The organism is Tabrizicola sp. (assembly GCF_016792905.1).
GTDB lineage: Bacteria > Pseudomonadota > Alphaproteobacteria > Rhodobacterales > Rhodobacteraceae > Tabrizicola.
In genome coordinates this window covers 1-13,803 of record NZ_JAEULP010000057.1, presented here as the reverse complement: position 1 = coordinate 13,803, position 13,803 = coordinate 1, and the positions used below count along the sequence as shown (strand labels likewise).

Here is a 13,803-nt window from a genome sequence, read left to right as displayed (position 1 = left end):
GGTTCGGCGGAACCTTGCCCGGCGGCGAAAGCAACGACAAGAGCCTGTCGAGGCCGGATCGCGGTCATGCTATCGTCTTGCAATGTGAAGTTGTGTGAGGTCGTGCCATGTCGCTTGAGCGTTTCAATCCCGGAGCCATTCCCGTCGGCGTCGAGCGGGTTGACGACCGTGACATTGCGCGGCGGGTCGTGGACCGGTCGGTGGAAGTGGCTGATTTCCTGAAGGCCCTGAGCCATGAAGGGCGGCTGATGATCCTGTGCCATCTTGCGGGCGGCGAGAGGTCGGTCACCGAGCTGGAAGCGCTTCTGGGCCAGCGGCAGGCGGCGGTCAGCCAGCAGCTCGCGCGGCTTCGGCTGGAGGGGATGGTCGCCACCCGCCGCGAGGGCAAGGCGATCTACTACTCGATCCAGGACGCACGGGTTCTGCAGCTGTTGCGTCGCCTGCCCGACCTGTTCGCCCGCGCAGTCTGAACCGCATCCGGAGAGGCACGGCCCTTGGTCGGTACGCGGGGAATGGCGAACCGCTGCCGGACCTTGGCTAGCCGCGCCCGATATAGGGCATGTCGCGCGCCATGATGGTCACGAAGGGCGTGTTCACCTCCAGGGGCAGGCTGGCCATGTGCAGGACCATGCTTGCGACGTGGTCCACATCCATCACCGGCTCGACACGGGTGTCGCCATTGGCCTGGGGAACGCCCGTGGTGAAGCTTGCAGCCATGTCGGTCAGGGCATTGCCGATGTCGATCTGCGCGCAGGCGATGTCGAAGGCGCGCCCGTCAAGGCCGAGCGTCCGGGTCAGGCCGGTCACAGCATGCTTGGACATGGTATAGGGCGTCGAGCCGGGGCGCGGGACATGCGCCGAGATCGAGCCGTTGTTGATGATGCGCCCGCCCCGCGGGGACTGGCGTCGCATCAGGCCGAAGGCGGCGCGGGCGCAGAGGAACATGCCGGTGATGTTGGTGCGGATGACATCAAGCCAGGTTTCCACCGGGATCTCGTCGATCGGCGCGGCGGGGGCGGAGATGCCCGCGTTGTTGAACAGGACGTCGAGGCGGGGAAGCTGCGCGAAAGCGGCTTCGACGTCGGCCGGGTCGCCCACGTCGGCGATCAGGATGCGGGCCGGGGCGCCGTTCGCGGTTTCCTCAAGCGCCGCGCGGCGGCGGCCGAGGAGCGTGACCTCCCAGCCTTCGGCAAGGAAGAGGCGGGCGGTGGCGCGGCCGATCCCTGCCCCGGCGCCGGTGATCAGGATGGAACGGGTCATGTGCGGGCCTCTTGCAGGTAGTTGTATTTCAGGAGCCAGAGCGACACCCGGGCGACCATCAGGCGGGGAAGGCGCGTGGTCGCTGCGATCTCGGCCTCGGTCGCGCCCCGGGGGCCCGCTGACGCATAGGCGGCAAGGACGGTCTCGATCCGGGATGTATCTTCCAGGAGGCGGCCGCGAACGGCGTAGTTGCGCAGCGTGAAGGTTTCGCGTGGCGCAGGCTGGTCCGGGTGGCCGGTTGCGGACAGGCGACGGTCCGGGTCGGAAAACGAGGTCGGGTAGGCGGCAAACATCTCTTGCACCGCCGGACCGACCGGGATGAGATCGGCGCTGTGCGGGGATATGGCCGGGCCGCCGACCCTTCTTGCATGGGCCAGCATCGCCGCCTGCTCGCCCCAGAGCGCCTGCATCTGCGGGATCACCACCGACCAGTCGTAAAGCCGCCGCGCCCGGTCGCGCGCCCTGGCCCCCATCCGCGCCCGCAGGTCCGGATCGCGGGCGAGCGTGACCAGCGCGCGCGCCATGGCCGCGACATCAAGCGGCGTCATCGCCGAGACCTGGCTCAGATACTGGATGTAGCTGTCGGTTCCGCCCATGTGGCGATGGCTGACATAGCTCGAAAGCCCCGCGCGCGGCAGTTCGGTCGGGATGCGGAAGCCCACGTCCGGGGTCACGGTGTCCTTCATCCCGTCCCAGTCGGAGACGATCACCGGCAGGCCCGCCGCCATCGCCTCGATCGGGGCGAGGCCGAAGGTTTCCTGCAGGTTGTCGATCGGGAAGACAAAGACATCTCCGCCCGAAAGCGTGGCCTTGCGTTCGGCGGCATCGGCGCCGTCGAGCACATGATAGCCGCAGGAGGGCATCAGCCGGGCGGCGGCCTTGGCAAAGCTGTCGGCCCACTGCGCTTCGGAGAACTTGCCGCACAAGACCAGATGCAGCCTGCCCCCGCCCTGTGCCCGCCAGTCCTGCGCGGCAAGCTCCATGGCGAGGAAGAGCGGCAACGGGTCGAATTTTTCATCGGGCGTCAGGCGAGCGATGCTGACCACGACCAGATCACCGGGGTCGGCGCCGATCCGGTCGCGCAGCGCCTGTCCCAGCGCGGGATCGGGCCGGAAATCATCGCAGTGGATACCGAGCGGAACCACAGGAAGAAGCGGTCGCGCGGGCAGGACCGCGCCGCGATAGCGCTGCGCCAGATGCGCCTCGGCCAGTTCCATCAGGCGGCGGATCGAAGCCTGCACGGCAACCGAGGTGCAGATCACCGCATCCCAGGGCATCTGCGGGGCCGAGCGCATCTGGAAGACGGTCTCCATCACGTTGCGCGTCGCGGTGGTATGGGTGATCCCGCACAGCGCCCAGGCCGCCGCGCCATGCGGCGCGCGGCGCCAGAACTCGGTCGGCGGGGTCGGAGCGGGATACTGGACGACCTCGACCGGCGCGAGCCCCTGAGGCGCGTCCAGCCGGACCTGCCGCAAGGGCCGGGTCACGCCGGAGGCGCGCGCCAGATCGGCAAAGGCGGTATGGTCGGCCCGGGAATGGGCCAGGGCGACGAATTCGTCCACCTCGCCATGGGCGAAGAACCCGCGCAGGAAGCTTGCCCCGGCGACGCGACGGCCGTTGATGCCCTTCTTGGCCGGATCGTAGCCATCGGACGAAAACCAGACTGCGGCATTGGTGCGGCCGGACGGGGCGGGATTGGCGGGGGCGGTCATTGGCGGCATTCCATCCAGAGCCAGGGCGTCGGCGTGGCGCGCCATTCCCACAGCAGCAGCAGGCGGTCGAGGTCGGACAGGGTTTCGGACCAGTCGGGCAAGAGGTCGGGACGAAGCAGCCGGTCGATCCTGGTGACGCGGTGGCTGGCAGTGAAACGCCCGGTCAGGGCGGCGACAAGGCCGGGCCGCATGCCTTCGTGAACCTCGACCAGAATGTCGGCGCAGGTCAGGGCCGGGGCAAGGCGGGGATCAAGCAGGTCCGCCTCGGCGCCTTCGATGTCACAGAGCAGGAAGGTCGGTGCCGCCTCGCACAGGGCAAAATCGGCGTGCGCCACTTCGCCGCCGATGCGAAGCCGGTCCCCGACCCCGTTCGCCTGCGCGAGGCTGGCACACAGGGCGCGTGCCCTGGCGTCGGTGTCGCGGGCATGCACCAGTGCGGAGGGCAGGCGCCGGGCAAGACCGACGGCATAATACCCCTCGGCACAGCCCACATCCAGCACCTGGGCCGGGGCGCGGGCGATGACGCTTTCGATCACCGGGTGGAGTGCGGATTCGTAGATGCCCAGGAGCCTGGGCGCGCGGGCGCCTTCGGACGCGGCGACCGGATAGTCCATCCCGGCGAAGGGTCCGCTGGCGACGCGGGTACCCTCGCGGGCCGCGAGCGTGTTGGCCAACACGATGGATCGCCATTTCGCCAGGTGCCGCAACTGGGCGGCAAGCCGGTCCGGTCCGGGTGGTTCGGCCGCGACGCGGGCAAGGCCTGCGTCGACAGCGCGGGTCAGGGCGGTGGGCGGCTGTGTCATGCGTCATGGGTAAGGGCTTGGACCCGTGTCGTAAAGCCGGATCAGGCGTTGCGGGCCTGAAGCACCCGCCGCAGGAAGGTCACAAGGAAGATCGTGGTCAGGATCAGGATGATCGTCGGCCCCGGGGCGCTGTCGAGGAAGAAGCTTAAGTAGATGCCCGTAAGCATGGCCAGCAGGCAAACCGCGGTCGCCGTGACGAGCATGGCACCGAAACTGCGGGTCACGAGGAAAGCAATGGCCCCCGGCGCGATCAGGAGGCCGATGGCCAGCACCAGGCCGACCGAGGACAGCGTGGCGACGATGGTGAGGGCAAGCACGGCGAGGAGCCCGTAGTGCAGAAGCCTCGTCCGCAGGCCCGAGACCTGGGCCTGGGCGGGGTCGAAGGCATGGAGCATCAGGTCGCGCCATTTCAGCGCCAGGATCAGGGTCACGGGACCGGCAATGGCGGCGGCAGTGATCAGGTCGCCCTGCCCCACCCCCAGCATGTTGCCGAAGAGAATGTGGTCCAGGTGGATGTCGGTCGGGAAAGCCGTGATCAGCACCACGCCCGAGGCGAACATGGATGAGAAGACCACGCCCATCACCGTGTCGCGCTTGATCCGGCTGTTGTCGGCAATCCAGCCGGTCAGGAGCGCGGAGCCGAGCCCTGCGACAAAGGCGCCGATCAGCAGGGGCACTCCCGCCATGTAGGCCAGCACGATCCCGGGAAGGATGGCATGGCTGACGGCATCGCCCATCAGCGCCCAGCCCTTCAGCACGAGGAAGCAGGAGAGAAGCGCGCAAGGGGGTGCCACGATCAGCGCGATCCAGAAGGCGTTCTGCATGAACGGGAACTGGAACGGGAGGAGGAGGCTGTCGGTCATGCCTGCCTCGCCCGGGCTTTCGCGGCGAGAAGGCCGTGTTTCGGGGCGAAGACGAAGGCCAGGGCGAAGAGCGCGGTCTGGAGCAGGACGATGACGCCTCCGGTCGCGCCGTCGAGAAAATAGCTGATGTAGGCCCCGACGGCCCCGGTCGCGGCACCGATCGTTGCAGCCAGCGCCAGAAGGCGGGGAAAGCGGTCGGTCAGGAGATAGGCGGTGGCGCCGGGGGTCACGACCATTGCGACGACGAGGAACGCCCCCACGGTCTGCATCGCCGCGACGGTCGAGGCCGAAAGGAGGGTGAAGAAGATGATCTTCAGCACGTCCGGCCGCAATCCGATGGTGCGGGCGTGCGCCTCGTCGAAGAAGGTGACCATCAGGTCCTTCCAGAGGATCAGGAGGACGGCAGCGGAAACGCCCCCGATGATCACCAGTTGAGCCGTGTCGCCGGGGGAAATGGCAAGGATGTTGCCCATGGTGATGGTCTGGATCGAGACGGAGGTCGGGTAGATCGAGATCAGGAACAGGCCGAGGCCGAAGAACGAGGTGAAGATCAGGCCGATCACCGTATCGGTCTTGAGGCCGGTGCGGTTGGTCAGGAACAGCATCGCGGCGGCGGCAAGGCCGCCCGAGAGGAAAGCGCCGAGTGCGAAGGGCAGGCCGAGGATATAGGCCCCCGCCACGCCGGGGACGACGGAGTGGGACAGGGCGTCGCCGATCAGCGACCAGCCTTTCAGCATCAGATAGGCCGAGAGAAAGCCGCAGACGCCGCCGACCAGCGCCGAGACCCACATGGCGTTGGTCATGTACTGGTAGGCGAAGGGTTCAAGCATGGCCGACCCCGCGCGGGTCGGGGCGGTTTTCGAATTGAGCGCTGACGCGCAAGTCTTTTGTCTCGGCCCTCCGCGTGAAGAACGCGGAAGACCTCGGGCGGCCTCCGGCGGGGATATTTGGGCAAATGTGAAAGGCGGGACGGGTCATTTGTCGCCCTTCTTTCCGTATTGCACGAAGGGGCGTTCGTCGTCGGTCAGGATACTGATCTCGCGAGTGTCGTCGTCTTCGTGCAGGTCGGTGCCGCTGAGGGTGAAATGCCGCAGGACGCCGCCGAAGGCATGTTCCAGATTCTCGCGGGTGAAGGTCGTCTCGGTCGGGCCGTAGGCGAGGACGGTGCCCTTCACCAGCACGGTCCGGTCGCAGAAATCGGGGACCGAGCCGAGGTTGTGGGTGGAAACCAGCATGACATGGCCCTCGTCGCGCAAGCTGCGCAAGAGGGCGATGATCTGCTCCTCGGTCTTCACGTCGACGCCGGTGAAGGGTTCGTCCAGAAGGATGATCCGCCCCTCCTGCGCCAATGCCCTTGCCAGGAACACCCGCTTCTTCTGGCCGCCGGACAGTTCTCCGATCTGGCGGTGGCGCAGGTCGGCAAGGCCGACGCGGGCCAGTGCTTCGTCGACCTTGGCCCGGTCGGTGGCAGCGGGGCGGCGTAGCATCCCCATGTGGCCATAGCGGCCCATCATCACCACGTCCTCGACCAGCACCGGGAAGGACCAGTCGACCTCCTCGGCCTGGGGGACGTAAGCTACGAGGTTCCGGCGCAGCGCGTCGCGGACGGGCATCCCGAGCAGGCGGATCGTGCCGCGGGCGACGGGGACGAAGCCCATGATCGCCTTGAAGAGCGTGGACTTCCCCGCCCCGTTCACGCCGACCAGCGCGGTGATCGTGCCTTGCGGAATCCGGAAGCTCGCGTCGGTCAGCGCGGTCAGGCCGTTACGGTAGGTGACGGTCACGCCTTCGGCGAAGATGCCTTCGGTGCTGCCGGTGTCTGCGGTCGCGTCGCGCATGAAGCCCTCAGTTCGTCGGCGCAAGGCCCTTGGCGATGGTCTCGGTGGTGACCTTCAGAAGGTCGAGATAGGTCGGCACCGGGCCATCGGGTTCGGACAGGCTGTCGACGTAGAGGATGCCGCCGAAGGCAGCCCCGGTCTCGCGGGCGACCTGTTCGGCAGGGTCGGAGGAGACCGTGCTTTCGCAGAAGACCGCCGGAATCGCGTGTTCGCGCACCCCGTCGATCACCGCCTGCACCTGGCGCGGGCTGCCCTGCTGGTCGGCGTTGATCGGCCAGAGGTAAAGCTCGTGCAGGTCAAGGTCGCGGGCGAGATAGCTGAACGCTCCTTCGCAGGTCGCCAGCCAACGATGGCCTTCGGGCAAGGCGGCGATCTCTGCTTTCAGCGGGTCGAGCGCGGCGGCGAGGGTGGCCTTGTAGGCTTCGGCATTGGCCGCATAGGTCGCGGCATTGGCCGGATCGGCGGCGGAGAGCGCACCTGCGATGTTGTCGACGTAGATGCCCGCGTTCGACAGGCTCATCCAGGCGTGGGGGTTCGGCTTGCCGTCATAATCGCCGCCAGTGATCGAAATCGGCTGGATGCCGTCGGTCAGGGTGGCCGAGGGCACCTCGCCCAGGTTCGACAGGAACTGCTCGAACCAGCGTTCGAGGCCAAGTCCGTTCCAGAGGATCAGGTCGGCATCCGACGCGGCGACAATGTCCTGCGGGGTGGGTTCATAGCCGTGGATTTCCGCCCCGGGCTTGGTGACGGAGACGACATCCGCCGCCTCACCCGCCACGTTGCGCGCCATGTCGGCGATCACCGTGAAGGTGGTCACGATCTTCAGCCGGTCCTGCGCCTGTGCCGACAGCGGCAGGGCGAGAAGACTGGCGACAAGCAGGGCACGGCGGGACAGATGCATGGGGCGGACCTCGGGTTGTGGCGAATAGAATGTAAATGAGAAGCATTTGCAAGTAGGCAAGATGCGGTGGCGGGAATTCCTGCCTTGTCGCCCTGCCCTGACCGCGCCAGACCTGCAACCCGGAGGAAACCACGCCGTGACCGATGACCGCCACCCCTTCACCCCGCCCCTGACCGAGGCCGAGCGCCGCGCCAAGGGCCGCTACTTCCTGATCGAGCCGAGCTTCTGGCCTGCCGGTGGCTTTCCGAAGATCGACTTTGCCAACGAAGACCGCCTTCGCCGTCCCGGCAGCTTCACGATCGAACCGCCGAACGGCGACCCCGACCAGTATCCCGAGCGCCCGCATCTGCTCCATGCGCCGAAGGGGGGCAAGACCAACGGCCTGCCGCGCGATTTCGAGATGCTGGCGTCGAAATGGATCGTGTCGGAGCCGCTGAAACAGGTGTTCCTGGCGGTGGACCCCACGGCCTTCGCCTTTGCGGCCTGCGATTTCACCCTGTGGGATGGGCGCCCGGGGCCGCAGTTGCACCTCTGCTCTGTCCTGCGGGAACTGGACGCGCTGGACGAGGGCGCGTCCCGGGTGAAGATCAAGACAGGAGAGTATGTGAACGGCAAATACTATCATCGGGCGGGCGGGGCCGCGCTGATGTTCCGGCCCGAAGCGGTGGGCGGGGCGCATGTCTTCGCCTCGCCTTATTCGATGGATGTGTTCTGCGACCGGGTGATGCGGGATGCCGTGGTGCGGGCCGGGCTGAAGGGGGTGCGCTTGCAGGATGCGACCGACCTCTGAACCTAGCGCTGCACCAGCCGGACCAGCACCGGCGCCAGGACGATGACCACAAGGATGCGCACCACATGGTGCAGCGCGACAAAGGCCACGTCGGCGTGGATGGCGAGCGCGATCAGCCCCATCTCGGTCAGCCCGCCGGGGGCAAGCGCCAGCATGGCCTGGTCCAGCGCGACCCCCGCGCCCGCCCGCATCGCGAAGGCCGCCGCCACCGCGAGCAGAAGGGTCAGCACCGTCGCCCCGAGGCTGAGGAGCCCGGCGCGGAACAGCATGCGCGTGTCGATGCCAAGGAAGCGACAGCCGAGGATGGTGCCAAGCGCCACCTGCGCCACGTTGATCAGCAGCCCCGGGGGTGCGCTTTCAGTGATCCCGGCCATGTGGATGGCGGCAGACAGGATCAGCGGGCCAAGGAACGTCGGGGCCGGAAGTCGCAGTCTCGGGCCGAGCAGCGCCCCCAGAACGGCACAGGCGGTCAGGATGGCAGCGTCCGGCCAGTCCAGCGTCCTGCCCGCAATGGCGCCGCCCGCGCTGCCAACGTCATAGCCCAGCACCAACCGGAACAACACGGCCATCAGCCCGATGGTCAGCACGATCCGCAGCGAATGCGCCAGCACGATGGCCGGAACGTCGGCCCCCTTCGCCTCGCCCAGTTCGACCATTTCGGACAGCCCGCCGGGCATGCCGGCGAAATAGGCGGTGGTCCAGTCCTGCCGCCCAACGATGCGATACCAGGGCACGACCAGGGCGGCGACCGCGGCAAGGTAGGCCAGCAGGATCGAGATCGTCACCAGCGCTTCGCCCGCCTGGCCGATCACCGCAGGCGTGAAGCGCGATCCGAGCAGCACGCCGATCACCGCGACGATGGCCGGACGCAGGCGCGTCGGACCCAGCACCGGCACCCCGGCAATCGCCGCCACCATGGTCACGAACAGCGCGCCGAGCATCCATGGCAAGGGCAGCGCCAGAGTGTAGAACACAAGGCCGCCCAGGGTTCCCAGGGCAAGACCGGCAGCAATACGGGCCAGAATGGGCAAGGGTCGGTCCAAGGTCGGGCGGGCCCGTCACGGGCCGGACATCGGGGCCGGAGCGGGAGGATGGGGCTGGCGCACCCAGCACGATTCGAACGTGCGACCTTTGCCTTCGGAGGGCAACGCTCTATCCAGCTGAGCTATGGGTGCCTGCGCCCGTCCTTAGCGGAAGGCCGCGGGGGTTTCAATGGCCGATGCGCGTCAGGCGAACAGCTCGTGCGCCAGATCCAGCGCGCTGACGAGCGCGTCGACCTCCTCGACCGTGTTGTAAAGCCCGAAGGACGCGCGGCACGAGGCGGTGATGCCGTAGTGCTCCATCAGCGGCATGGCGCAATGGGTGCCGGCGCGGACGGCGATGCCGCGCTTGTCGAGGATGGTCGAGATATCGTGGGCATGGGCCGCGCCCTGCAGGGTGAACGAGAAGATCGCCCCCTTCCCCGCCGAATTGCCCTGCACGTTCAGCCAGTTGAGCCCGTTCAGCCGGTCGCGGGCATAGTCGCGCAAGCTGCGCTCATGCGCGGCGACATCGGCCATGCCGAGGTGCACCAGATAGTCGAGCGCGACGCCAAGGCCGATCTGCTGCACGATGCCGGGCGTCCCGGCCTCGAACTTCATCGGCGGGTCGGCCCAGGTGATGGCCTCGCGCGTGACCTCGCGGATCATGTCGCCGCCGCCCAGGAAGGGGCGCATCTCGGCCTGGCGTTCGCGACGGATGTAGATACCGCCCGAGCCTGACGGCCCGTAAAGCTTGTGCCCGGTGATGGCGTAGAAATCGCAGCCGATGGCCTGGACGTCGACCGGCATGTGGACGGCGGCCTGCGAGCCGTCGACCAGCACCGGAACGCCCTTCTCGCGCGCGCCCCGGCAGATGGCGGCCACGTCGACCACGGTGCCAAGGACGTTCGACATGTGGGTCACGGCGACAAGCCGCGTCTTCGGCCCGATGGCGTCGATCACGGCCTGCGGGTCAAGGTCGCCGTTGGCGTCCACCTCCACCCATTTCAGCACCACCCCCTGGCGTTCGCGCAGGAAGTGCCAGGGCACGATGTTGGCGTGGTGTTCCATGATCGAGAGGACGATCTCGTCCCCGGCTTGCAGGCGCGGGGTGGCCCAGGCGTAGGAGACGAGGTTGATGCCTTCGGTCGTGCCGGTGGTAAAGACGATCTCCTCCTCCGACCCGGCGTTCAGGAAGCGGGCCAGCTTGCCGCGGGTGGATTCGTATTTCTCGGTCGCGAGGTTCGACAGGAAATGCAACCCGCGGTGGACGTTGGCATATTCCTCGGCATAGCCCCGGGTGATGGCGTCGATCACCACCTGCGGCTTCTGCGCGCTGGCGCCGTTGTCAAGGTAGACGAGCGGCTTGCCGTTCACCTCGCGGCCAAGGATCGGGAAATCGGCGCGAATCTTCCGGACGTCATACATCGGCGAAGGCCTCCGGCCCCAGGATCAGGATCAGCAGGGTGCCAAGGATCACCCCGGTGCCAAGCGCGGTCAGCACCATGCCGACGAAGACGCGCCCGCGCGAGCGGAACCCATGCAGTTCGGCGATGAAGGCGGTCATCAGCCAGAGGAAAACGACAAAGCCGCCGATCCCGATGATCCCGGCCAGGGGCGGCGCGACCAGCGTGGCGACCAGTTGCAGAAACTGAAGCGCAAGCGTCAGGAGCTGCAACCAGACGACGACCAGAAGCGCATCGGCAAAGTTGCCCTGCCCGCCGAATGCCCGGCCGACCCGGTCGATCAGGACGATCGACAGGGCCAGGAAGAACCACTGGAACAGCGCCGTGCGGAAGGGGCTTGCCAGCATGAAGGCGCTGAGCGGGTCCATCGGCTGCGGGTTCAGCCCGGCCTGCAGGTTGGCCAGCACCGCCGAGACGACCGCGACAAGCAGGAGCCCCGCCGACCGCGCCCGCATCGGCACCGGCTCGGCCAGCAGGACCTGGGCCGCCTGCCGGGGGTCCTGCAGCGTCAGTTGCGCCAGGGCACCGATGCGGTGCGACAGGGTCAACTCGCCGGTCATCCGCGTTCCGCCTCGTGCAGGAGCGTGGCCCAGAGCCACAGGAAGGCTGCGCCAAGCGCCAATGTCACCAGCGTCAGCGCCGGGCCGGGGCCGATCATGCCCCCGACGAGGCCATAGAGCAGCATCAGCGGGCCGACCGTCGCCAGCGCCCAGAAGAGCGCAAGCCGCGCGGCATACCAGGACCCCTGCCCGCCGAACGCCCGCGCGACCAGATGGCCAAGGGCGGCCAGCCCATACCAGAGCGGTATCGTTGCCAGTACCGCATAGGCGCGCGGCAGGATGCGCGGCAGCGCCGTAGGCTCACCGGCCAGATAGGCCTCGCGCGCGGCGACGGGCCATTGCGCGATGAAGGCGAGGATCAGGAACACCAGCAGGAAGGTGAAGGCAAAGGCCTCGGACCGGCCCCGCGCCAGGTGCTGGCGCAGCACGGCGCGCGGGCGCCGCCAGGTGGCGACGAGGTCGGTCGTGACCGTCATGCCGTGCCTTTCTTTCCGTGCCGTTCCAGCCAGCCTTCCAGCCGCGCGCGGATGTCTTCGGCGATGTCCTCGTCGGCGATCTCCTGGATGGCTTCGGCGAGGAAGGCCAGCACCAGAAGCGCCTGCGCCGTCCGCCGCGGCACCCCGCGCGATTGCAGGTAGAAGAGCGCCGTCTCGTCGATGGCGCCCGAGGTCGAGCCGTGGCTGCACTTCACGTCGTCGGCATAGATTTCCAGCTCGGGCTTCGCCAGGAACTGGCTGTCCTCGTCCAGAAGCAGGCTCTGGCTGATCTGGTAGCCGTCGGTCTTCTGCGCACCGGGCTTCACGAGGATCTTGCCCTGGAAGACCCCGGTGGCCCCGTTCATCAGCACCTTCTTGAACACCTGGCGGCTTTCGCAGGCCACGGCCGCATGGGTGATGAAGACGGTGTCGTCGTGGTGGAACTCGCCATCGCCGACGGTGGCCCCGGCCACATGGGCGCGGCCCTCGTCGCCGGTCAGCTCGATCACCGCCTCGTTGCGGGTCAGGCGGCCGTTGGCAGTCAGCGTGAAGGAGCGCATCTGCGATTTCGCCCCGAGCCGGGCGAAGACATGCGTCACCGCGCGGCGTTCGTGGTCGCGGCCCTGCAGGCGGATGTGATGGAAGCTCGCGCCATCGGCGATCTCGACCTCCAGCACCTTGGAAAAGCGCGCCGCGGCGGGACCGTTTTCCAGAAGCGTCAGCTCCGCCCCCGCCTCCAGCTTCACGCAATGATGCAGGATCGCATCGGAAGTCTCTGACTCGTGGACATAAACCAGCGAAACCGGCCTGGCCGCCTTGCCGGTGACATGGATCAGCACGCCGTCGGTCGCAAAGGCCGAATTCAACGCGGCAAAGGGCCGCGCGACCGGGGTCTGACCGCGCGCTTCCAGGACGCCATAGGTGCCTTGCGCCCAGTGGATGTCCGTGCCGCCGACCTGCGCCAGCCGCTCGATGGTCACGCCCGCAAGGCTCAGGTCGTCCGAGGCCGCGGGATCGAAGATGCCGTCGACGAAGACGATCTTCAGCCGGTCCATGCCATCGAAGGGCGCGGCCTCGTCGCTTGCATCGAAGCGGTGGGCGACGGGCACCTCGGTCGCGTTCAGGCTGGCCGGATCGGTGTAACGCCAGTATTCGTCGCGCCGCGCGGGCAGGCCCATCGCGGTCAGCCGGGCCAGCGCATCGCTGCGTGCGGCCGCAAGCCAGCCCTTTGCGGCGGGCAGCGACAGGGCCGCAAGACGCGCCGCCAGGGCGTCTTCCTTCGCCTTGGGCAGTGCCATCAGCCCACCTCGTTCAGGATGTCGGCATAGCCGTTGGTCTCGACCTCCAGCGCCAGGTCCGGCCCGCCGGTCTTGACGATCCGCCCCGCCGCCATGATGTGAACCACGTCCGGGCGGATATGGTCCAGAAGCCGCTGGTAGTGGGTGATGACCAGGAACGAGCGCCCCGCGCTGCGCAGCGCGTTGACCCCGTCGGAGACAAGCTTCATCGCATCGACGTCCAGACCCGAGTCGGTTTCGTCGAGGATGCACATCCGGGGCTCCAGGATCGCCATCTGCAGGATTTCGTTGCGCTTCTTCTCGCCGCCGGAAAAGCCCACGTTGACCGGGCGCTTCAGCATCTCGGCGTCGATCTTCAGGGTCTTGGCCTTCTCGCGCACCAGCTTCAGGAAATCGCCCGCGCTGACCTCTGGTTCGCCGCGCGCCTTGCGCTGTGCGTTCAGCGCAGTGCGCAGGAAGGTCATGTTGCCGACGCCGGGGATCTCGACCGGATACTGGAAGGCAAGGAACAGGCCCGCCGCCGCCCGCGCCTCGGGCTCCATCTCCAGAAGGTCCTGCCCGTCGAGCGTGGCCGAGCCTTCCGTCACCTCATAGCCCTCGCGGCCCGACAGCACATAGCTGAGCGTCGACTTGCCCGACCCGTTCGGCCCCATGATCGCATGGACCTCTCCCGCGCCGACCTTCAGGTCGACACCACGGAGGATCACCTTGTCCTCATCTTCAAGTTTGACGTGCAGGTTGTTGATTTCAAGCATCTTTCATTTCCTTTGGTCGGTCAGCGCGGGTCGTGGAACCAGCCGATGACCTGGGTAAGCAT

15 protein-coding genes and 1 tRNA gene are annotated in these 13,803 nt (G+C 67.6%); 2 read left to right on the top strand and 14 right to left on the bottom strand.

Features of this window, described 5'->3' with window-relative positions; genetic code table 11:
- Positions 1-107: 107 nt before the first annotated feature.
- Positions 108-470 carry a metalloregulator ArsR/SmtB family transcription factor gene (locus tag JNL31_RS12050; protein ID WP_294973547.1) on the top strand — a complete coding sequence of 121 codons (363 nt, stop codon included), beginning with the start codon at positions 108-110 and terminating at the stop codon, positions 468-470.
- Between the two features lie 67 nt (positions 471-537).
- Here the strand turns inward: JNL31_RS12050 and JNL31_RS12045 are convergent, their stop codons facing one another.
- The 7 genes from JNL31_RS12045 to JNL31_RS12015 all read right to left on the bottom strand — a co-directional run bounded on the left by JNL31_RS12045 (position 538) and on the right by JNL31_RS12015 (position 7,377).
- Entirely contained in the window at positions 538-1,260 is a 723-nt protein-coding gene (locus tag JNL31_RS12045; protein WP_294973546.1) for an SDR family oxidoreductase, read from the bottom strand.
- A complete protein-coding gene (locus tag JNL31_RS12040) occupies positions 1,257-3,017 on the bottom strand; it encodes a glycosyltransferase family 4 protein (RefSeq protein ID WP_294973545.1) in 1,761 nt (586 codons plus the stop codon). Before JNL31_RS12040 ends, JNL31_RS12045 begins: the two co-directional genes overlap by 4 nt.
- Entirely contained in the window at positions 2,969-3,775 is an 807-nt protein-coding gene (locus JNL31_RS12035; RefSeq protein WP_294973544.1) for a class I SAM-dependent methyltransferase, read from the bottom strand. Before JNL31_RS12035 ends, JNL31_RS12040 begins: the two co-directional genes overlap by 49 nt.
- 41 nt (positions 3,776-3,816) lie before the next feature.
- The gene (locus tag JNL31_RS12030) at positions 3,817-4,638 is read right to left on the bottom strand and encodes a metal ABC transporter permease (RefSeq protein WP_294973542.1); all 822 of its coding nucleotides are present in this window, start codon (positions 4,636-4,638) and stop codon (positions 3,817-3,819) included.
- Positions 4,635-5,468, bottom strand: a complete 834-nt coding sequence (locus tag JNL31_RS12025; protein ID WP_294973540.1) for a metal ABC transporter permease — start codon at positions 5,466-5,468, stop codon at positions 4,635-4,637. Before JNL31_RS12025 ends, JNL31_RS12030 begins: the two co-directional genes overlap by 4 nt.
- Before the next feature lie 144 nt (positions 5,469-5,612).
- A complete protein-coding gene (locus JNL31_RS12020; protein WP_294973539.1) occupies positions 5,613-6,476 on the bottom strand; it encodes a manganese/iron ABC transporter ATP-binding protein in 864 nt (287 codons plus the stop codon).
- Positions 6,477-6,483: 7 nt separating this feature from the next.
- The gene (locus JNL31_RS12015) at positions 6,484-7,377 is read right to left on the bottom strand and encodes a metal ABC transporter substrate-binding protein (protein ID WP_294973538.1); all 894 of its coding nucleotides are present in this window, start codon (positions 7,375-7,377) and stop codon (positions 6,484-6,486) included.
- A 136-nt stretch (positions 7,378-7,513) separates the two neighbouring features.
- On the opposite strand from JNL31_RS12015, the gene JNL31_RS12010 reads away from it, so the two are divergent.
- Positions 7,514-8,167 (top strand): DUF1629 domain-containing protein, encoded by a 654-nt coding sequence (locus JNL31_RS12010; protein WP_294973536.1) that lies wholly within the window; start codon positions 7,514-7,516, stop codon positions 8,165-8,167.
- 2 nt (positions 8,168-8,169) lie between these two features.
- On the opposite strand, the gene JNL31_RS12005 is transcribed toward JNL31_RS12010, so the two are convergent.
- The 7 genes from JNL31_RS12005 to sufC all read right to left on the bottom strand — a co-directional run bounded on the left by JNL31_RS12005 (position 8,170) and on the right by sufC (position 13,741).
- Positions 8,170-9,198, bottom strand: coding sequence for an AbrB family transcriptional regulator (locus tag JNL31_RS12005; RefSeq protein WP_294973535.1), 1,029 nt, complete (start codon positions 9,196-9,198; stop codon positions 8,170-8,172).
- A gap of 67 nt (positions 9,199-9,265) precedes the next feature.
- Positions 9,266-9,342, bottom strand: a tRNA-Arg gene (locus JNL31_RS12000).
- A gap of 51 nt (positions 9,343-9,393) precedes the next feature.
- Entirely contained in the window at positions 9,394-10,614 is a 1,221-nt protein-coding gene (locus tag JNL31_RS11995) for a cysteine desulfurase (protein ID WP_294973533.1), read from the bottom strand.
- On the bottom strand, positions 10,607-11,212 hold the full coding sequence (locus JNL31_RS11990; protein WP_294973532.1) for a YIP1 family protein: 606 nt from the start codon (positions 11,210-11,212) through the stop codon (positions 10,607-10,609). Before JNL31_RS11990 ends, JNL31_RS11995 begins: the two co-directional genes overlap by 8 nt.
- Positions 11,209-11,688 (bottom strand): YIP1 family protein, encoded by a 480-nt coding sequence (locus tag JNL31_RS11985; RefSeq protein ID WP_294973530.1) that lies wholly within the window; start codon positions 11,686-11,688, stop codon positions 11,209-11,211. The genes JNL31_RS11990 and JNL31_RS11985 overlap by 4 nt, the downstream gene beginning before the upstream one ends.
- Entirely contained in the window at positions 11,685-12,986 is a 1,302-nt protein-coding gene (sufD, locus tag JNL31_RS11980; protein ID WP_294973528.1) for a Fe-S cluster assembly protein SufD, read from the bottom strand. Before sufD ends, JNL31_RS11985 begins: the two co-directional genes overlap by 4 nt.
- Entirely contained in the window at positions 12,986-13,741 is a 756-nt protein-coding gene (sufC, locus tag JNL31_RS11975; RefSeq protein ID WP_294973527.1) for a Fe-S cluster assembly ATPase SufC, read from the bottom strand. The genes sufD and sufC overlap by 1 nt, the downstream gene beginning before the upstream one ends.
- Positions 13,742-13,803: the final 62 nt, after the last annotated feature.